Source organism: Sulfuricurvum sp., from assembly GCF_031427015.1.
Lineage (GTDB): Bacteria > Campylobacterota > Campylobacteria > Campylobacterales > Sulfurimonadaceae > Sulfuricurvum.
The window spans coordinates 453,366-474,022 of record NZ_JASJOW010000003.1 but is presented as its reverse complement, the minus strand read 5'-3'; the positions used below and the strand labels follow the sequence as shown (position 1 = coordinate 474,022).

The following is a 20,657-nucleotide window of genomic DNA, read 5'->3' as shown; positions in this document are numbered from 1 at the left end:
CCTAGATAAGAAAGCAATTACAAGACGATATCATCGCCTTTACTCTATAGAGCCGACTCTACAGAGTAAAAACGTTTCCGGCAAATGCCGGAAAAATTTAGATTGATGCGATAATTGCGTTAAGCGTTGCACTCGGACGCATTGCCGCTGTTACTTTTGCAAGATCAGGGTGATAATAACCACCGATATCTTGAGGTTTTCCTTCTACAGATATAAGTTCTTCCATAATTTTAGCTTCATTTTCGCTCAATGTTTTAGCTACTGAAGCAAATTTTGCCGCAAGTCCTGCATCAGTCGTTTGCTCCGCCAACGCTTTTGCCCAGTATTGTGCCAAGAAAAAGTGACTCGCTTTATTATCCGGTTCACCCGCTTTACGTGAAGGCTCTTTGTTGTTATCCAAATACGCCGCGTTTGCTTCGTCCAATGCCGCTGTAAGAGCGCTTAGCTTGTTATCTTTTTTCGTTTTATTGATGTGACGTAGTGACTCTGCAAGCGCCAAGAACTCACCCAATGAATCCCAACGAAGGTGACCTTCGTTTACGAATTGCTCAACGTGTTTCGGAGCCGATCCGCCCGCACCGGTTTCAAACAATCCACCGCCTGCAAGAAGAGGAACGATAGAGAGCATTTTAGCCGAAGTTCCAAGTTCCAAGATCGGGAACAAGTCAGTCAAATAGTCACGAAGAACGTTACCCGTTGCTGAAATAGTGTTTTGACCCGCACGTACGCGTTTCAAAGAGAACGCCATCGCTTTTTCAGGTGCCAAAATATGGTATTCAACACCTGATTTATTAAACTCAGGAAGATACGCGTTCACTTTTTTGATGATCTCAGCATCATGAGCACGATTTTCATCTAACCAGAACACAACCGGAACGTTTTCGATCTCTGCACGCTCAACCGCAAGACGTACCCAGTCTTTGATCGGGATATCTTTTGCTCTCGACATACGCCAGATATCACCTTTTTCTACGTTGAAAGTCATCAATACGCCGCTATCATCGCTAACAGTAATAACACCGTCTTCTGCGATTTCAAACGTTGTCGGGTGAGAGCCGTACTCTTCCGCTTTTTGAGCCATCAAACCGACATTCGATACAGAACCCATAGTGGTTACATCGAATTGTCCGTTTTTCTTACAATCTTCAATGATTTCAGAGTACATTGTTGCGTAACAACGATCCGGAATCGTAACGATACATTGCTCAACTTTTCCTGCCGGATTCCACATTTTACCGCCGTCACGTACCACAACCGGCAATGAAGCATCAATAATCACGTCGTTTGACGCGTGTAAGTTTGTAATCCCTTTATCCGAATCTACCATCGCCATTGCAGGTTGTGTAGGATAAACCGCCATAATAGCCGCTTCGATTTCCGCTTTTTTATCAGCGGGGAGTTTTGCCAATTTTTTGTACAAATCGCCAAGACCGAGGTTCGGGTTAACACCGATCTCTTTGAAATCTGCTCCGTATTTTTCAAATACATCTTTAAAGAAGACAGATACCGCATGACCGAACATGATCGGATCGGATACTTTCATCATCGTTGCTTTGAGGTGGATAGACCAAAGGATGTTTTTCTCTTTTGCCTCTGTAATCGATTCAGTCAAAAATGCACGTAGCGCTTTTGCAGACATAAATGTACCGTCAAGTACTTCGCTATCAACTGCATTGATCTCTTTTAAAGTTTTGCCGTTTAGTGCGATAACAACTTTACCGTCACCTTTTTTAGTAACGGATTGCTCATTGGCATAAAAATCGCCGCTGTTCATGTGAGCAACGCGAGTTTTAGAGTCAGATTCCCACGCACGTAGTTTGTGGGGATTTTTCTTAGCAAAGTTTTTAACCGCAACCGCCGCACGACGATCCGAATTTCCTTCACGAAGTACCGGATTAACCGCAGAACCGAGACACGTTGCGTAACGTGCAAAAATCTCTTTTTCTTCATCTGTTTTAGGCTCTTCCGGATAATTAGGAAGATCGTAACCTTGAGATTGAAGCTCTTCAATACACGCTTTAAGCTGTGGAATCGAAGCAGAAATATTAGGAAGTTTAATGATGTTACCATCAGGCTGAGTTGCAATTACACCTAATTGTGCAAGATTGTCAGGAATGCGTTGAGCATCGCTCATTCTTTCTGGAAAAGTTGCGATAACACGACCTGCAAGTGAAATATCACTTGTTACGACTTCTACACCTGCTGCTTGTGTGAATGCATTTACGATCGGAAGTAGCGAGTATGTCGCTAATGCCGGAGCTTCATCAATTACTGACCAAATGATTTTTGCCATCAGGTTCTCCTGTCATTTTTTTTATACGAGCATCATAACACTCTCGCAAGTGTTTTTTTCAATTTAACGCTCTAAACGGGAGAAGAAGTTCCAATTATGTTTCATTTTGTAGCATTTACTATGTTTTTACGGTGTGTAGAAAAGTAACTACTATAGATATGCTCTCCATTTTTACCTCGTACGAAATAGAGGTAATCCGTCTGTGTAGGGTTGAGTGCGGCGTCAATGGCTTCTTTGGAAACATTACATACGGGATATTGCGGTAAACCTTTGTTTTTATACGTATTATAGGGAGTTCTATCGGTTCTAATGCGACGAGCCGTAACTTTTTGATGAGAGAATTCACCGTAATTAAGTGTCCCGTCCATTTGCAAACGCATCCCCTCTTTTATCCGATTATCGATTACGGAGCTTACATAAGGCATATCGCTAAGAGATGCTGCCTCTTTCTGTATTACGGAGGCTTTTGTTACAATTTGTAACCATTTTTCTCTGTTGTACTCTTTATTATACTCTTTTGCCCAGCTTTGCATCTTCTTCTCAGATTCATTTAGGAGATGTAAAATCAAATCTTCTTCACTTATTCCGTTTGGAATACTATACGTATCGGGGACAAAATTTCCCTCTTTATAAGGGGCATGTTTTTCATATGCCGATCTTAGCTGCTCTCGATCAAGCGAGAGTGTTTCGGAAAGCTGTTGAAGAAAAACGGTACTTGTTTCTCCCGGAATCAGCGTAATCACTCGTGTTGCGGCTTTGGCGGTAGTGAGACGGTACAAATAGGATAAACGAGACATTTTTTCTTCTTTTATATCGATCCATCCCTGTTGAGGCTTACCTAATATTCGTAAAATAAATGCATCGATTTTATAAAGATTTACCCCTTCGCTTTGGAGGTGTGATATACTTTTAAAGACGGAACCTTGCGGTATATAGACGATTTTAGGTGATGTAACGCTAGTGAGCAGGTAGGTCATGAAAGATACAATCATCACCAAAATTATTCCGAAAACCCACAAAAGTGTTCTACTTTTTTTACTCTTTACTTTTTTTCTCGGTTTTTTCATATTTATCACTTTATTAGAAGGTTTGCGTATTGACTATCTCACCTTAGGTGGGGTCAAAGTTGAGAAATTATACCTAAAATGGGACAAAGCCCTCCATATAAAAGCTTCAAAAATCGATTTTACCGATCTTGCCGATGACGATACCCCTCTAACTCTGGAACCACTTTCAAGATTGCCCCGCATTATTAATATTACGAAGGTTTGGATCGATTCCATTCAAATAGATATCATTCAATATAAAGGGTATCGCGGATCTTTACTTTATCGTAAAAACGAACTTGGGAAAATAACGTTAGGGGCAAGCAGCGGAAATTTTCTCATTGATGAAAAAGAATTTCGCCTCTCATTGCCCGAATTAATAATTGACGATTCTAACATTTCGGCTAATTTATATATTAATCTAGCCAACCAACATCTTATTTCAAATATTTCGCTCACGCTCCCTCAAACCCCGCGTATAGAATTCTCTTTTTTCGGTGATACCGATACGCTTCGTTTTAGTGCTAAAACAAATGGAGTGCTGGTGAGCGTTAAACCTCTTATCGATTTTTTACATATGGACCCTGAAGTGACCCCGTGGATTGTCGAGTATGCTAAAGCATCTTCTATTCAACTTAATCGCTTTGAGGGGGTCTTTCATTATGATAAGCCCGAAGAATTACTCACAACACTTATTGCCGATGCTACGGTACTTGAGGGTGCGTATACGTTTGCACTCGGCTTTGAACCTATTTATGCGCCTCAAATTGATTTACACTTAGTAAAAGGGAAACTCCATATATTTCCTAGAAGCGGTACTTTTTATTCTCTTCCGACACAGCAAAGCCACGTGGTCATTGATTTTACGACACCCCATACCATGCTTGACGCCTATATCAAAACCGATAAAGGTAGATTAAATGATCCTATTTTAGCCCTTTTGGATTTTTATGACATTCATTTACCGATCAAGCAGAACAAAGGCGAATGCAAGGTTGATTTGCATCTATCTATCAATTTGTATGATTTAGAGACCACTGTAAAAGGGGTATTTCTCCCTAGTGAATCTGAAATCCTTCTTGATAAAATTCCACTTGAAACACAAGGCGGGATTGTCAAAGTTGACCGAAATCATGTTATTTTTGAGAACTTTATTGCCCATTACGGAGAAGATATTGCACATGCACGTGTTGATGGGGAATATGATGCCTCTAGTGAGAGAGGTATCGTCTCTATAAACGCCTACGCCGTTACTCCTCTGGAGAAAAATCTAGCTCTTTTCGATACTCGTGATCCGTTGAGGGTTACTTATATTATTGCACCGGAGGGAGATATCCTCAATGTCAATAAGTCCAATTGGAATCTTGCGGGAGAAAAACTGACCATAGAGGGTTTTCGTGCACCGTTTGATTATCGACGTGCCTTCGCGACGATCCAATCCATCCCTTTTAGTATTTCTAAAAATATTAAAGGAACCATCAACGCTACCTTTAACGGCAGTGAAAAGAGAACCGATCTAAAGCTCCGTTTACAAGAGTTTAAATTGGGAGAAATAAAACTCCAAAACGCTCCGTTTGATGTCGATATGCACTACATCAATGAAACGGCTAAAATCACTATTAAAGAGCCTTCGGCTTGGTCTGTGCATAAACTTCCCCTATTGATCTCCCCTTTTAATGCCACCTTTAAAAATGATCTTATAACCTTTGATCAAATTGATACGGTTTTTGGAGATCTTTTTAAAGGACGTTTTAGCGGGATGTATCGTATGGATACTGAAAAAGGGGCTATTCGGCTGAGTAATATGGTTCCGTTATCACCTAAAATGATCCCTATTATCGAATCAAAAGAGTCTCTAGATCTTATCATCAATACTCAAAATGATACGATTCGTATTGATGCTCCGACACTAAAAGCACATTTCACTACCGTTTTAAATGGATGGAAAATCGGGTTGGGTGATATCTCACTGCTCTCCAATAAATCCCCTATTTTAAGACGCTATAACATAAACAACGGCTATCTGAATCTCTACTATACGGGGAAAAGTTCTCTTTTTCATTTTAATGGAGAGATAGACTATCTTTATCCGCTTATGGTACTCAATGATGTTCCTATTTCTCATTATCGATTTAGCGGAACACATCAGGATGATACCTCAAGCATACGGGTAAATGACCGTTTGGTAATCAGCCAAACACCTACTGATCTCTACATCAGAGGCAATAATACGGGGATTAATATTCCGGTACTCTTTAAATTTCTTTCTGAGCATACGGACAAAAATGACGTCTCTTCCAAAACAGATGCCTCTCTCCCTATCCGAATTCATGCTACAAACTCCTATTTATATCTGATGAAAGGGAGAAAAATTGTTGCCGATACCCTTGATGCAACGGTAAATAATGATAATTTTGATGCAACGCTACGCCATATGGATGGATCGGCCGTCCTCAAGATTAGAAATAATCTTTTTTCAATCGACGGAGTAGGATTTAATGATAAATTCATGGGGCATCTCTTTGCCCTCAGTGATTTCAGCGGAGGGAACTTTTCATTCCAAGCCAAAGGAAAAACCGATTCGTTTGATGGATTAATGAGGGTTGAAAACACCATACTCAAAGATTATAAAGTTTTAAATAATGTATTGGCATTTGTTAATACCGTCCCCTCTTTAGCTACTTTCTCACTTCCGAATTATAATTCTAAAGGGCTACCCGTGAATGAGGGGTACGCTCATTTTGCCTATCAAAAAGGGGTTGTTTCGGTAGATAATTTTACCCTTAACTCCCCTGAAATGAAAATCACGGGGACAGGTCGTGCCGATTTTAATTCCAATCAGCTTGACGGCATTTTAACCCTCAAAACCGATTTAGGTTCTGCTCTTGGAAAAGTGCCGATGGTAGGGTACATTTTACTCGGAGATGATGGGTCTCTTGCAACAACACTTACCATTAGTGGAAAGCTCGATGATCCCAAGATCGATACCGCTATTGCAAAAGAGATTGTAACCGCCCCTTTCAACATTCTCAAACGAACGCTGGTCTATCCGTTTTTATGGATGATGGACGATAAAAAAGAAAAGTAATCTATTTCACAAGGATCGAAAAACAGTGTCGAGAATTCTCATAAGTGTATTCAAGTGTATATCCGTGTTTTGATATGATCTTACTGACTATATTCAGCCCCAGACCAAACCCCTCAGAGGAGCGTGAGCGTTCCTGACGGGTAAAGGGGGTGAGAAAATAGTTGAACTCTTTTTCGAGCGGCTTCCCGTGATTGAGTACACTGATACGATTAGAATCCACATCCAAAAGGATCGGAAATTGATCGGCGTATTTCAACGCGTTATCAAGGAGATTTTTGAGTGCTAACGATAGGTAGTGCAAGTCCCCTCTCAACGTAAAATTATCATTGATTTTGACCACAATCTTCGATTCATCATCGATATAGAGTTTCGAAAGTGCTTCCATAACGAGTGTTTCAACGGTGAACGGCGTTGATTGCATCGTATCGGTTGCTTGGAGCTTTTCAATCTCCAAAAGTTCACGTGTCAGCTGATCGAGCTCTTTGAATGAGTGTTTTAGTGTCTCACGTGCGCTTGATTCCTCAACCTCTTCTAGGGCAAACATCCCACGTGCAATGGGGGTTCGCAGTTCGTGGCCGACATCACGCAATAACTCTTCACGTGAGAGGATCATATTCTCAATGGTTCGTGCCATATCGTTATAGCTTCGTGCCACCTCCCCTATCTCATCATGAGAGGTGATGGTGCTTCGGCTGTGATACTCTCCGAGGGCAAAACGGCGCATACTTCCCGTAATTGAGTTCAAAGGGGATAACATACGTAAAATCAGAACAAATATCACCGCCAAAACAACCATGTCGGCGACTACCAATGCGTTGAGAATCCACCCCTCTCTGAGCAATTCTTGGAGGGTTGTGTCCCGAAGAAAAATATCATCATCGATATAGCGGATGTGGAGGATATATTCGCTCTTTTCATCTTTGAAAATTTCAATCAGTCCAAACGTATGCGACTGGCGCATAAGGACTTTTTTGGGTGTTACGGGAGCGATTTTCACCAGATTCAGTGTCCGAAATTCATCTTTTAGCTCATCGGCGGTCGATGTCGCCATCCATCTGAATATCTTACGACCGTCGAGAAGGTATTTTTGCAGAACAATCGCTTCGTATTTTTCGGTATTGATCGTATCAATCTTGTACCCGATACCCACCATAAGGGTAAGACTGATGAGAAATAAAAGGGTGATTTTGGTAAAAATGGACATATGTTAACCCATAAACTTGTAGCCGATGCCCCACACCGATTTGATGTAGCGGGGTTCTTTGGCATCATCGCCGATTTTAAGGCGAATATTACTGATGTGCATATCGATAGTGCGGTGTTTTGTATCGTCACCAAGCCCCAAAGAGCCGATGATTTGGTCACGTGAGAGATTTTTACCGCGATGTTTGAGCAACAGGAGAAATATATCGAATTCAATCCGTGTTAAATCGATCGGATACCCCTCCATCATGAGTGATTTGTTCGATTCATCAATCGTAAAGTCCGATACGACCAGCTCGTTTTTTCGACTGTATCGGCGCAGTACCGCTTCAATACGGAGCACCAACTCGCGAGGTTCATACGGTTTATCGAGATAATCATCGGCACCCAAATCGTATCCATAGATTTTGTTGCCGATGTCGGTTCGTGCGGAGGAGATGATGATCGGGATGTCAAGGCGGCTTTTGATCATTTTAGCAACATCAAACCCGTCCATCCCCGGTAACATCAAATCCAAAACGACAATGTCAAACACCTCTTTCGTTTCCAACAGACACGCTAACGCGGCTTTCGGATCAGCATACACGGCTGTCTCAAAGTCGTATGATGTTAAAAAAGAGCTTATTAACTCTTGGAGTGGGAGATCGTCTTCGATCAGAAGCACTTTTCTAGTCATTGTCCCACTCCTCCAGATGGTGAACGTATCGACGTTTTTGCTCAGGGGTCAAAACACTATGGAGCTTCTCAAGTAAGCGAGTCCGAATCGCAATCGACGCTTTCTCCCTCTCCAAACTTTTTGCTCGAAAAGTTTCCGCATCAAACGACGAACTTAAAAACAGGGCATTGAGTGCCTCTTGATCTTTTTTACTTTGATGGTGGAATCGGCGATTTGAATATTGGTACTCTTTCATCGCCTCTTCAACGATCCGAAGTTGTTGCTTTGTCAGAGCCAAATCATGCAGATCCATCGGAAACCGATGATGATCGTCATCCCCATAAGCGCAGAGGGAGAGGAACATCGCCAACACTATAATCCACTTCATGGTAACCTCACTTAGAGCGCTTTAATCGTGCTATCTTCGATTCTCCCCTGCTCTACATCGCTATGGCAGGCTTTGCAGTTTGCACGACTTTTTACTTTTTCGCTTTTAAAAATCTCTTCGGAAATATGACGGTGTCTTTTTTTCCAGAATGGGGTTTGTGTTATTGCTATCATATCGCGTTTTTCGAGGCTTTGCAGCATTTTGAATGACATCTCCTGAGTAGAGGTTTCTGCCGAATGCGCCAAAAGATACTCACGTATGGATTGCTCATCGGCGGGATCTAGCGAAGCATCATCGCCGAAATGGTTCGATAAATCCCCCATCAATTTACTCCACCCCTCCTTCGCTAGTAACGTCGGAAGATAGAGGGTATGGCATGAACCGCATTCATTGACAAAAATGGGGTTGATTTTTGCGTAATCAACCTTTTGATTGTACCCCGCGACAATAGGGTTATTCGGTATGCTCAGAGCATAGATGAGAAGTGCAATCGCACCGCCGATACCAAAAGCAGCGAGTATTTTTTGGTACCACGATAAAACGGCACTCTCCCCCTCCATATTTTTGTGTCCGTCGATGATAGAGGTGAGGGTACGATCCTCTTTGTGCAAGAGTCGATCAACCAACACTCCCCCCACATGTGCCGCGATCAATACCCATAAGAGATTGACGAAAAACTCGTGAATCTCTTCAAATACTTCCATCTCCCTAAAAAGCCCTGAATGCAAAAATGCCAACACACCTCTGTTTTCCGCAACACCATAGGCAATCATGCCGCTGAATGTGGCAAGAACTACCGTTATGAGCATCGCAACCATCACATAACTTGCCGCCGGATTGTGCCCGATATATCGACGCGAGGGGTTCAAAAGGGAGGTGAGGTACTCCCTCAACGCATCCAAAGAGAGATTAAAGTCACCAAAACGGGAATATTTCGGTCCTATTACCCCCCACACGATCCGAAAGAGTACCAATACACCGATGGTACTCCCGATCGCAGCATGGGTATTTAACCATCGATCTTCTTCACTGCTGATCCAAGCAGCTACGATTCCTACAACAAACAGCCAATGGAATATCCGAGTAGGAAGTGTCCATACATATAAGCGTTTCATCGTTGACTCCTATAGCCTATCAATCTTCCCAGCGTCCGTAATTAGGGATACGGATTTCACGTTCACGGTAGCTTCCATTGAGTGCTTGAGTATGACAAGCATTACAATTGGCGAAACTTTTGACCTCTGGCTGTGTCACCATTTTTTTCGTCACTTCTCGATGTTCACGAACAAAATAGGGTGTTTCAGATATCCGTAGAGCTACGGCACCTCTCACATCTACTACCTGATCGTTTTTAGACGCATGGGATGCCAAATAATTTTGAATGGTTTTGTGATCCTGTGGATCCAGGGAAGCATCGGTTCCAAAATGGTTATCCAACGTCTTCATCGTCTTATCCCACGAACGTTTCGGCAAAAACTGCGGCTGATACGCCATATGGCACGCTCCACACTCTTTGGTATACAACGCAACGGTTGATTTTTCCTGTGGAGTCATCGGTTTTGCGACAACGGCAGAACGTTTGTGCTCATGCTCTTCGTGTTCATCCGCATACAGATAAACTCCGCCAGCTAATAAGAGCGCCGCAACGCTAAGGTTTACTATTTTTGTCATCGGGTATCCTTTTGATTAATTTTTCATGATATAGGTGAGAACATCACCTTTTTCTTGTGCACTTCCCTCACGGGCATACACATCCATAAAGTTGCGTTTAAGCCATTTCGTAACCTCTTTGGTACTGGTAAGACGCTGAGGATTGGCGCGAGGAGAGAGCGGATCGATCACTTTTCCCGTTAGAGAGTTTTTACCGGCGTTGGCGAGGTTAACAGTATGACACGAGGTACACGCCATCGGTTTGCCTTGTTTACCCGTATGGGTCGAGGTAAAAATCTCTTTACCTCTAGACACATCAAATCCGCTGAATGAGCTGTTTTGCGCTTTTGCCGTTTTGGAAAGTTCATTCATATACTGAACCACTTCGGGGGATGCCGCCATCAGCGACGTTGAGAAGAGTAATGCAATTGAGAGGTATTTCATAACCTGCCTCCTAAACTTTTGATGTTCAAAGGTTAGGATAAAGATGTCAATAGTTCACGGTGATGTTATTGACACTTTCTTGACAATTAGAAATATTATTTTTACTATTCGTTCCGTAAAACGGTCAGAACATCCACTTCGGAGGCTTTTTTCGCAGGATACCATGCAGAGAGCAATACGATAACAAACGCACCGATAATGATAGAAAAGAAATCGATAACACTCAAATCAAGCGGTAGCGTAGAGGTCGGATAGACATCGGCAGGAAGTGAAATAATTTCAAAAGTTCCCAGAATCCACATCCCTAAAAAGCCTAAAATAGCCCCCGTCGTAATTCCTAATACGCCGATCACGATCCCAAGGATCAAAAATATTTTTTTAACCTCTGCTTTAGACGCCCCGAGTGAGATAAGAAGTGCGATCTCACTTCTTCGGTTCATTACGGTCATCAGGAGTGATGAGATTATATTAATCGCGGCAATCAAGATAATAAGCATTAATACGATAAAGAGTGCCATCTTCTCCATTTCAAGAGCCGCAAAAAAGTTTCCGTTATCTTCCCACCACCCGCGAATCGATACGGTATCAGGTAAAACCGCACTAAGACGGATAATATCGGCTTCAGGATTAGGAGAATGGACATGGATACCGTCATAAAGGTTTTCCGGTATACCCAAAATACGCTGTAGTGACTCCAAAGAGGTATAGGAGAACCCTTTATCATACGCACTGAGTCCTGAGTTAAACGTTGACACAACTTCAAAACGTTTGATTTTAGGGGTAAGCGCTAACCCGCCCGGCTCCATTTGGGTGAAAATATAGGTAAGTTTATCCCCACTCTCTAGCATAAACTGCTCTTTAAGCGTTTGCCCCACCATCACTTCAAATTTTTGAGGGACTCCGGCACTCAAACCTTCCGCGACAATGCGGTTAACTTTTGCTTCTTGTACAAAATCAACACCGAAAAGATATCCCCCCTCCATCTGATCACCGCTACGGGAGAGTACAGCTGACGTTACATAAGGGCTGAATGAGAGCTCAGGGAATTTTTCACGAAGCTGCTCAACAAGTGCACTATCGCATGTTCCAAAAAATTTTGGTTGAATCGTAAGGGGATAGTTCATCACCGTAAGCTTCTTTTTGAACTCGTTGTCAAATCCGTTCATAAGTGCCATAGCAATGATAAGTACCATTACCCCTAAAGCGATTCCCGAAAATGCAAGGAGTGCAGAGAGGAAAATAAAAGGCTGCTCTTTGTCAAAGCGTAAAAATCGTTTGACAAGAAAAGAGACGATATTCAAGATGCAAATACCCCTTTTTTAGGTCCTGATTTTCCGCAGCAATTTTTGTATTTCATTCCGCTACCGCAAGGGCATTCGTCATTGCGTGAAACTTTTTTCTCTTCATTCTCATGCTCTTGATGATTGAGGCTCATTCTCATCGCTTCTTGCTTTTTTTCTAATTCAAGTTGACGTGCAAAGGCTTCGGCCTCTTCTTCAACACTCTCGACTTTGAAACGGATAATGTGCAATGTTTTGATCGTATCGTATTTGATCGTCTCCACCAGCTCACTGAAGAGATTGTAGCTCTCTTTTTTATACTCTACCAACGGATCTTTTTGGTTATACGCACGTAGACGGATTCCCGTTTTCATGCTGTCCATTTGATAAAGATGCTCACGCCATGCACTATCAAGAGATTTCAGATAGATTTCGCGCTCGATTTCACTGCGTAGTTTTTCATCGACTACCGACATTTTTTCATCGTACTGAGTTTTTAATGCGTTAAGGAGGGTATCGTGAATCGTAACAAAAGATTTTTCTTCAAAAAGATTGGTATCAATATCGGCATTCATCTCTTCTTTGATCGTCAATACAAGGCGTTCTAAATCGATTTCTTCTTCGCTAATACCGTCAAAGATACCGGTAAATGCCAACGTACGGTTAACGTATTCACCACGGATAAGATTAATCTTATCCGCAATCGCGTATTGAGGGTCAAGCAACTCTCCACGGAATTTATAGACAATTTTACGCTGTTCGTTTGCGACATCATCGTATTCCACGATACTTTTACGCCCTTCGAAGTGCATGTTTTCCACTTTTTTCTGCGCTTTTTCAACGGCACGGGTTACCATAGCCGATTCGATATATTCACCGTCTTCTACACCCAAACGTTCCATGATCGATTTAATCTTATCGGAACCGAAAATTCGGAGAAGATTATCTTCGAGTGAAAGATAAAATTGAGACGTTCCCGGATCACCTTGACGCCCTGCTCGTCCGCGAAGCTGATTGTCGATACGGCGATTTTCATGCCGCTCCGTTCCGAGGATGTAAAGACCGCCGAGCGCTTTGATCTCATCGCTGACTTTAATATCAACCCCGCGTCCCGCCATGTTGGTTGCAATCGTGATAGCACCCTTCTCACCCGCATTTTTAATAATTTCACCCTCTTGCGCATGATTTTTTGCATTCAATACGGTATGAGGAATTTTTTCGGCTTTTATAAGTGCATGCAATTTTTCTGACTTTTCAATCGATGCGGTACCGATCAAGATCGGCTGACCTTTGGCATGCAACTCTTTTACTTTTAGTATAACTGCCTCAAATTTTTCGGCTTCCGTTTTATAAATTAAATCGTTTAAATCTTGACGGATAACGGGAACATTGGTAGGGATTGAGATAACATCAAGACTATAAATTTGTGCAAACTCAGTTGCTTCGGTTTGTGCCGTTCCCGTCATACCGCCAATTTTTCCATACATACGGAAATAGTTTTGGTAGGTAATATCGGCAAGCGTTTGGGTCTCTTCTTTTATGATGACCCCCTCTTTCGCTTCAAGCGCCTGATGCAGCCCCTCAGAATAACGACGTCCCTCGGAGAGACGACCCGTAAATTCATCAACAATAACGATTTGTCCGTCCTGATTGACGTAATCGACATCGACTTCAAAAATATAATTTGCTTTTAACGCTTGGTCAAGGTGATGAGAAAGGGCCGAGTTTTCGATACTATAGAGGTTATCTACTCCAAAAAGTTCCTCAGCACGCGCTATCCCCTCTTCGGTAATGAGGATGAGGCGGTCTTTTTCATCGACGGTAAAGTGTTCTTCAATAACAAGTGCTTTGGCTACGGCATCGGCACGGGTATAATTTTCAAGCGTTCGATTGGTAGGACCGGAAATAATAAGCGGAGTACGCGCTTCGTCGATCAAAATAGAATCCACTTCATCCACGATAACGTAGGCGTGACCTCGTTGAACCATATGCTCTTTCGAATAGGTCATGTTGTCACGAAGGTAATCAAATCCGAACTCGTTATTCGTACCGTACGTAATGTCACATGCGTATTGTTCTCGTTTATTGGCCGGATTGTAGCCGCTCTCAACCAATATCCCCGTCGTATATCCCAAGAAAGAATAAAGTTCAGACATCTGCGATCCGTCACGATTTGCGAGATAATCATTGACCGTTACGACGTGCACCCCTTTGCCCATCATGGCATTAAGAATTACAGGCAAGGTGGCAACGAGCGTTTTTCCCTCTCCTGTTTTCATTTCGGCGATGCGCCCCTCATGAAGAACCATTCCGCCGATAAGCTGAACATCAAAATGACGCATACCTAAAACACGTTTACTTGCTTCACGGGTAATGGCAAATGAATCGACCAAGACATCGTCCAAGGTTTTCGTATGGTTTTGAACAGCCTCTTTTAGTGCACTAAATGCGTCTTGGAGCTCTGTGTCGCTTAATCCTGAGAAATAGGCTTCTCGCTCATTGATTTGGATAACACGTTTGAGATATTTTTTAATTTCGTGATCATTCTTAGTACCGAAAATTTTGCCGAGGAACGTTTGGAGCATTAAAAACCTTCATTATGAACAGTATTGAAAAAGTCGCTGATTTTAGCATACGAAATCTATTGTTTTGGTTAATGTGCATAGGGTACAATGTCATAATTATACTGTTGAAGGATTTTATGTGCGTTTTCTACCCCTCTTGTTTGCCCTTACCCTCTCATTATACGCGGTTCCAAAAGAGATCAACTCTTTTAACGGAAAGTTTGTTCAAACCATTATTGACGATAACGGAAAGAAGATTATTTATAACGGTGAGCTATGGGCAAGCAAGCCGCAAAACGCCCTTTGGATGTATCAAAAACCGATCAAGAAAAGTGTTTATATCAATGGACAAAAAATTACCGTAATTGAGCCCTCAATCGAGCAAGTCACCCTTCGTATGCTTGATGATGAAATCGATTTTTTACAAATTATTCAAAAAGCCAAAAAAGTAGACGATGAAAAATATTCGGCTACGGTCAAAGGGCAAACCTATACGGTGATGTTTAAAAATGATATTTTGAACTCCATCAGCTATACCGACGGATTTGAGAACCGTGTATCGATCCACTTTATCAACCCTGCTCAAAACAAAGCCATAGAAGCAAACCGATTCAAACCGATTATTCCTGAAGATTTTGATGTCATTAAAGATCGCTAATACTTAATGATACTCACATCTCTCTAATACTTTATTTCGTCCGTTTTTCCCTACTTCACACTGAAATGTTGTGTGATGTATCCCGATTTCCTCAAGAGCATGCATAAGCTCATGAACAACTGCATTGGCGGCACTTAATGTCAAATCTTCGTGAAAGTTGAGCCGTGCTTCAAGAAAAACCGTTTCATCGTCTAATTGCCATAAATGAATATGGTGGATACCTTCAATACTTTTAAATGCTTCTACTTTTTCAACAATTGCATCGACAGAGACGTGATCCGGTGAAAACTGCATCAACATCCCCCCTGATTCACGAACGATACCGTAGGATGAGCGGATAAGATAAAATGAAATCAGTAACGATAGTAGCGGATCAATCCAATATAACCCATAAAAATAGATCATAATACCCCCTGCCAACACCGCAAAAGAGGTCATCAAATCCCCCATAAGATGCAAATAGGCCGATCGGATATTAAGGTTATTGCCTGCATCACGATGAAGCAGCCATGCCGATAGTCCGTTCACAACTATTCCTAGAGCCGCTAATCCCATTACCCATGTCGACTCTACTGCTTGAGGCGTAATAAAACGTTGAATCGATTCAATAATGAGATAAACAGAAACGGCAATCAATACCGAAGCATTGAACAATGCGGCAAGGATTTCAGCGCGTTTGAATCCAAACGTTTGACGGATATTTTGAGGTCGATGTGAGAGACGGTGGGCGTAATAACTGATGATGAGACTCATCACATCACTAAAATTATGCAATGCATCACTTAACAATGCTAATGAACCGGAGAGTATTCCGCCGATAAATTGAGCAACGGTAATGACAAGATTTAAGATAACGCTAAAAAGAAGCTTGCCTCCGCTAATGTCGCTATCATGATGATGGTGGTGATGGTGGTCCATGTAATAACTGCCCAATAATTAAAATTGAGAAACTTTATCTCAAATTTCTTTAATCTGAATCTATGTTACCCATTAGTTACTGTATAAAAATTATCCTTTCAACTGAGTAAGAAATTTTTTCTTGCTACACCTGATAAGGAGTTTCCCATGACAGTCGGAACGAATTACAGTTCGTATACGTCATATGGTTCTTCGACCTCTTCTACCGAAAAAACGTCAAAACCGAGTTTTGAAGAGATCGCTCAAGAGATGCTAAGCAGCATGGATACAGATGGTGACGGTGCTATTAGCTCTAGCGAATTTACCACTGCGGCTTCAAACAACTCAAGTGCCGGCGATATCTTTTCTCTGCTCGATACCGACAGCAGCGGAAGTATGAGTACCGAAGAGCTTGTAGCGGCACTTAAAAACATGAAACCGCCTGAACACTCTCAGGGGGAAAGTGAAGGGGGAATGCCACCTCCACCTCCTGGCGGAATGCCGCCTCCACCACCGCCGAGTGAATCATCATCCTCTTCCTCGGAAAGTGAAAGTGCGAATGAGATTTTCTCTGCTTTGGATACCAATCAAGACGGAACAATCAGTTCTGAGGAGTTTATGGCTTTGTTTGAAGAGAAATCTTCAGAGAGTACAACCGCTTCTTCGGAAACGACTACAAGTACCGCCTCGACAGAGACAGCAACCGAGGATGCATTTAAAAATATGCGCAACGATATGCTGCAAAAAATTCTCTCCTACTATGGCAGTAATGCCTCTTCAAGTAATTCTACTTCCCTTTTAAGCATCAGCGCTTAAATGACCATGCCCTCTCGGGCATGTTACTTTTTATTTACTTTCTCCCCGATATAATCGTTTGATGGTTAATGTACTGATGATTGAAGACGATGTCGAACTGGCACAATTGCTAAAATCTCGCCTTTATAAGGATGAGATTGAAGTTACCGTTGCCGCTACTCCCCTAGAGGGATTAAGTCTTTTCCAAACCAACCTCTTTGATCTGCTCGTTCTGGATCTCTCTTTACCGCAAATGGATGGGATGGAGATTTGCCGTCTCATTCGCCAAGAGAGTCCCATCCCGATTATTATCTCTTCGGCGCGCTCCGATATACGGGATAAAATGATGGGATTTTCTCGCGGTGCGGACGATTTTCTCCCCAAACCGTATGATCCTCAGGAATTGATTTTTCGAATTGATGCCATTATGCGTAGACTCCATCCGACGATGAATAAAAAACTATCTCCGTTTGAAGTGGATGAAGAGCGGCACGAAATAACCCGCGATAATGCACCTCTTCGTCTCACCCAAGCCGAGTACGATATTGTCTCCTACATGATTCAAAAAGATCGATTCGCCATTTCACGCGAAGAACTGCTCATGAATATCGGTTCTATTAAATACGAAAGCAGTCTTAAAAGTATCGACGTTATCATGGGACGAATTCGTCAAAAAATCGGTGATGATCCTAAAAACCCTCGCTACATAGTCTCTGTGCGTGGTGTGGGATATAAATTTGTCAATGAATAATCGCTCCCTTATACGTCTGATTGCCCTCTTCTTTCTTCTAATTTTTGCCATTATTAATGCTCTTTTTTGGTTTGCCCATCAACATTTTATAAAAGAACAAGAATCCGATCGTATGCAGCGTTTTGCCTTGGCCGAGAGGCTTATCCATCATCCGCTTGGAAAATTTGATCCCGAGCTCAAGCAACTGATGGTTGAAATTTCCCCGCTATCACCGGACTTTCTCCGCACCAACGGGAAAGATTTGTCGGTCTTTCCTTTTGGAAAAATAATCGAATATCAAAAAAGAATTTATTTTATTAAAACTCCTCCACCCAAATTTTTCCCGGGGGGACGACCTCCGTTTTTCGATAATTTTCCGCCCCCAATGGGTGGACGGTTCCCTCCGCCTAAACATTTCAATACCGTTCTTGAAGATACGAAAGTACCCTCTTCCTTGCCGTTTTGGGTAGTAATGCTGGCAATTGATCTCTTGTTGTTGCTCTTTTTTAGCTACATTTTACAAAAATTACTCCCCCTGCATCGTTTGAAAAATGCGATTATCCATTTTAAAGAGGGGGATACCCGACTTAATGTTCTCATCAACGGAGACGATGAAGTTTCTCAAATCACTCAGGAATTTAACCTTGTATTGGAAAAGATTGCTTCCATGAAAGAAGCACGCTCTCTCTTTTTGCGTAATATTCTCCATGAACTTAAAACCCCGATTATGAAAGGGTCGCTCACCGCTGATTGCATTGGAGAATCAACTGAAAAAGAGCGATTGAAACGCATCTTTGATCGTATGGACTATTTATTGGGAGAGTTTTCTCGTATGGAGCGTTTCAACAGCGGCGAATGGCACTTAAACTTGCAAGAGTACCGCTTTGTCGATCTTCTCGATCATACCTGCGATATCTTATTGTGTGAAAAGAAAAACATAACGATAAAAGGGGAAGAATCTGCACTCATTATCAATGTCGATTTTGAGCTTTTTGCTATCGCCATGAAAAATATTTTGGACAATGCACTCAAATATTCCAATTCGAAGCCGATCCTCACTATTTTAAGCCATGCAATCGAAATATGCAGTGTCGGAGATCCTCTGAGCGAAGAGAACCAAAACTTTTCAAAACCCTTCAACCGTACCTATGAGAGTACCATGACGGGGCTTGGTTTGGGACTCTATATAACCCATTCCATACTCCAAAAACACGGCTTTACTTTTGAATATCGATATAATTTAGGCGTTAACTGTTTTCGGATTGTATTACACTAGCCCCAGCAATGCCACCAATAAGACCGGCGGGGTAATCACCAACCCTACTTTCATATATTCACCCCATCCGATCTTGACCCCTTTTTGCGCCAAAACATGAAGCCAAAGAAGGGTCGCGAGCGATCCGATCGGGGTCATTTTAGGTCCGAGGTTACATCCGATGATGTTGGCATACGCCAATGCGCTGTTCCCTGCTTGCTCAATCGCGATGTCCATAATCATAATAGTCGGCATATTGTTCATCACCGAGCTGAGGATCGCGGAGAGAAAGCCCGTCCCGATCACGGCATAGACGTTCCCCATACTCTGAAGCTCGATAATCACCCCTGCGAGATAGGTCGTTAATCCGCCGTTTTTCAGACCGTAGACGACGACGTAAAGCCCGATACTAAACCACACCACCTGCCACGGTGCCGCTTTGATCGTCATAATCGGTTTTGTCGCTTTAAAGTAGGTTGCGATGGCTAGGAATACCAAAGCACCGCCGAGGGCAAACACCGAGATAGGGAGATGATACGCATCCCCGATAAAATAGCCTACCATGAGTAATCCCAAGAACCACCAGCTAAGACGGAACATGGTCAGATTTTTGATCGCCGATTCAGGTGTGGCGAGGTTTTCGACATCGATATGCTTCGGGATGTCTTTACGAAAAAATAACCACAATACGACGATAGAGGCGATGATACTAAGGATATTCGGGAGAAACATTGTTCGCGCGTATTCCCAAAAACCTATTTGGAAGTATCCCGCCGTCACGATGTTGGTGAGGTTAGAGATGACGAGAGGATTGGAAGCACTGTCGCCGATAAATCCACCTGCCATCAAAAAGGCAAACATTGCTACGGGGTTCATTTTCAGATATTTCATCTTGGCCAAAATAATAGGCGTAAGGATCAATGCCGCACCGTCATTGGCAAAAAAAGCCGAAACGAGCGCTCCGAGGATCATCAAATAGATAAACATGAGATTCCCGTTACCGTGTGAGAGACGCGCCATTTTCAGTGCCGCCCACTCGAAAAATCCAATCTCATCAAGCACCATCGAAAGGAGAATGATTCCGATAAAGGCTAACGTCGCATCCCAGACAATGGAAGTTACCGTCCATACATCACCTAGGCTCACGACTCCAAGAATCACTGCTAAAGCGGCACCGATTACCGCCGTGGTACCGATCTGTAACCCTCGCGGTTGCCAGATAATAAAAAGTAAGGTAGCTAAAAAGAGTGAAACGGGTAAAATCATAAGGTATTCTCTGCAAGAGGATTGGCAATGAATGCCTGTACTTTAGCTTCAATTGTATCACGGACACCGCGTACTTGCTCCATAATCTCCTCATCCGAACCGACAAAGGTAGACGGATCAGGAAAGCTCCACATAATGATGCGGCTGATACCGGGGAAGATAGGACATCGTTGAGCTGCTTCGGCATCGCACACTGTGATGATATGACTGTAAGTACGTCCCTCTTTGTAGAGGTTAAATACCCCTTTGGTTTCATTTCCGGAAATATCAAACCCTTTTTCTCCCATTGCACGGACAACATAAGCATTTAACTTACCGGGTTCTATCCCTGCGCTCTCAGCACTGTCACCTGCTTGAGCGTATTGATTAAAGAAAGCTTCCGCCATTTGGCTCCTTGCACTGTTGTGAATACATACGAACAAAACTTTTAACATGGAAAGCCCCT

At 42.5% G+C, this 20,657-nt stretch carries 18 protein-coding genes; 5 read left to right on the top strand and 13 right to left on the bottom strand.

The annotated features are described in order from the left end of the window. Nucleotides 1-97 precede the first annotated feature (97 nt). Together RMO68_RS07630 and mltG are read right to left on the bottom strand one after the other, a co-directional pair. Nucleotides 98-2,293, bottom strand: a complete 2,196-nt coding sequence (locus tag RMO68_RS07630) for an NADP-dependent isocitrate dehydrogenase (RefSeq protein WP_310440129.1) — start codon at nucleotides 2,291-2,293, stop codon at nucleotides 98-100. Between the two features lie 101 nt (nucleotides 2,294-2,394). Continuing rightward, on the bottom strand, nucleotides 2,395-3,285 hold the full coding sequence (gene mltG, locus RMO68_RS07625) for an endolytic transglycosylase MltG (RefSeq protein WP_310440128.1): 891 nt from the start codon (nucleotides 3,283-3,285) through the stop codon (nucleotides 2,395-2,397). Between mltG and RMO68_RS07620 the strand changes: the two genes are divergently transcribed. After that, entirely contained in the window at nucleotides 3,269-6,427 is a 3,159-nt protein-coding gene (locus RMO68_RS07620) for an AsmA-like C-terminal domain-containing protein (RefSeq protein ID WP_310440127.1), read from the top strand. The genes mltG and RMO68_RS07620 overlap by 17 nt on opposite strands. A 1-nt stretch (nucleotide 6,428) precedes the next feature. Here RMO68_RS07620 and RMO68_RS07615 read toward each other — a convergent pair whose 3' ends face one another. The 8 genes from RMO68_RS07615 to secA all read right to left on the bottom strand — a co-directional run bounded on the left by RMO68_RS07615 (nucleotide 6,429) and on the right by secA (nucleotide 14,632). Then, complete coding sequence (locus RMO68_RS07615) at nucleotides 6,429-7,631, bottom strand: ArsS family sensor histidine kinase (RefSeq protein ID WP_310440126.1); 1,203 nt, start codon at nucleotides 7,629-7,631, stop codon at nucleotides 6,429-6,431. Between the two features lie 3 nt (nucleotides 7,632-7,634). Next, nucleotides 7,635-8,306: a response regulator transcription factor gene (locus tag RMO68_RS07610; RefSeq protein WP_310440125.1), complete on the bottom strand. Its 672-nt coding sequence runs from the start codon at nucleotides 8,304-8,306 to the stop codon at nucleotides 7,635-7,637. Further along, a complete protein-coding gene (locus RMO68_RS07605) occupies nucleotides 8,299-8,673 on the bottom strand; it encodes a Spy/CpxP family protein refolding chaperone (RefSeq protein ID WP_310440124.1) in 375 nt (124 codons plus the stop codon). The genes RMO68_RS07610 and RMO68_RS07605 overlap by 8 nt, the downstream gene beginning before the upstream one ends. Before the next feature lie 11 nt (nucleotides 8,674-8,684). Next, a complete protein-coding gene (locus tag RMO68_RS07600) occupies nucleotides 8,685-9,788 on the bottom strand; it encodes a cytochrome b/b6 domain-containing protein (RefSeq protein ID WP_310440122.1) in 1,104 nt (367 codons plus the stop codon). 19 nt (nucleotides 9,789-9,807) lie between these two features. Beyond that, entirely contained in the window at nucleotides 9,808-10,344 is a 537-nt protein-coding gene (locus RMO68_RS07595) for a diheme cytochrome c (protein ID WP_310440121.1), read from the bottom strand. Nucleotides 10,345-10,359: 15 nt separating this feature from the next. Then, nucleotides 10,360-10,767: a DUF1924 domain-containing protein gene (locus tag RMO68_RS07590; protein WP_310440120.1), complete on the bottom strand. Its 408-nt coding sequence runs from the start codon at nucleotides 10,765-10,767 to the stop codon at nucleotides 10,360-10,362. Between the two features lie 104 nt (nucleotides 10,768-10,871). Then, a complete protein-coding gene (locus RMO68_RS07585; RefSeq protein WP_310440312.1) occupies nucleotides 10,872-12,071 on the bottom strand; it encodes an ABC transporter permease in 1,200 nt (399 codons plus the stop codon). Then, a complete protein-coding gene (secA, locus tag RMO68_RS07580; protein ID WP_310440119.1) occupies nucleotides 12,065-14,632 on the bottom strand; it encodes a preprotein translocase subunit SecA in 2,568 nt (855 codons plus the stop codon). The genes RMO68_RS07585 and secA overlap by 7 nt, the downstream gene beginning before the upstream one ends. Nucleotides 14,633-14,750: 118 nt before the next feature. Between secA and lolA the strand changes: the two genes are divergently transcribed. Next, complete coding sequence (gene lolA, locus RMO68_RS07575) at nucleotides 14,751-15,269, top strand: LolA-like outer membrane lipoprotein chaperone (RefSeq protein WP_310440118.1); 519 nt, start codon at nucleotides 14,751-14,753, stop codon at nucleotides 15,267-15,269. 3 nt (nucleotides 15,270-15,272) lie between these two features. Here lolA and RMO68_RS07570 read toward each other — a convergent pair whose 3' ends face one another. Next, nucleotides 15,273-16,187: a cation diffusion facilitator family transporter gene (locus RMO68_RS07570; RefSeq protein WP_310440117.1), complete on the bottom strand. Its 915-nt coding sequence runs from the start codon at nucleotides 16,185-16,187 to the stop codon at nucleotides 15,273-15,275. A gap of 147 nt (nucleotides 16,188-16,334) precedes the next feature. Between RMO68_RS07570 and RMO68_RS07565 the strand changes: the two genes are divergently transcribed. From RMO68_RS07565 to RMO68_RS07555, 3 genes are all read left to right on the top strand, one after another. Continuing rightward, nucleotides 16,335-16,982, top strand: a complete 648-nt coding sequence (locus RMO68_RS07565; protein WP_310440116.1) for an EF-hand domain-containing protein — start codon at nucleotides 16,335-16,337, stop codon at nucleotides 16,980-16,982. 61 nt (nucleotides 16,983-17,043) lie between these two features. Then, nucleotides 17,044-17,712, top strand: a complete 669-nt coding sequence (locus RMO68_RS07560) for a response regulator transcription factor (protein ID WP_310440115.1) — start codon at nucleotides 17,044-17,046, stop codon at nucleotides 17,710-17,712. Next, nucleotides 17,705-18,967: an ArsS family sensor histidine kinase gene (locus RMO68_RS07555; protein WP_310440114.1), complete on the top strand. Its 1,263-nt coding sequence runs from the start codon at nucleotides 17,705-17,707 to the stop codon at nucleotides 18,965-18,967. The genes RMO68_RS07560 and RMO68_RS07555 overlap by 8 nt, the downstream gene beginning before the upstream one ends. Here RMO68_RS07555 and RMO68_RS07550 read toward each other — a convergent pair. Further along, entirely contained in the window at nucleotides 18,959-20,212 is a 1,254-nt protein-coding gene (locus RMO68_RS07550; protein WP_310440113.1) for an arsenic transporter, read from the bottom strand. The genes RMO68_RS07555 and RMO68_RS07550 overlap by 9 nt on opposite strands. Further along, on the bottom strand, nucleotides 20,209-20,646 hold the full coding sequence (locus tag RMO68_RS07545) for an arsenate reductase ArsC (protein WP_310440112.1): 438 nt from the start codon (nucleotides 20,644-20,646) through the stop codon (nucleotides 20,209-20,211). The genes RMO68_RS07550 and RMO68_RS07545 overlap by 4 nt, the downstream gene beginning before the upstream one ends. Nucleotides 20,647-20,657: the final 11 nt, after the last annotated feature.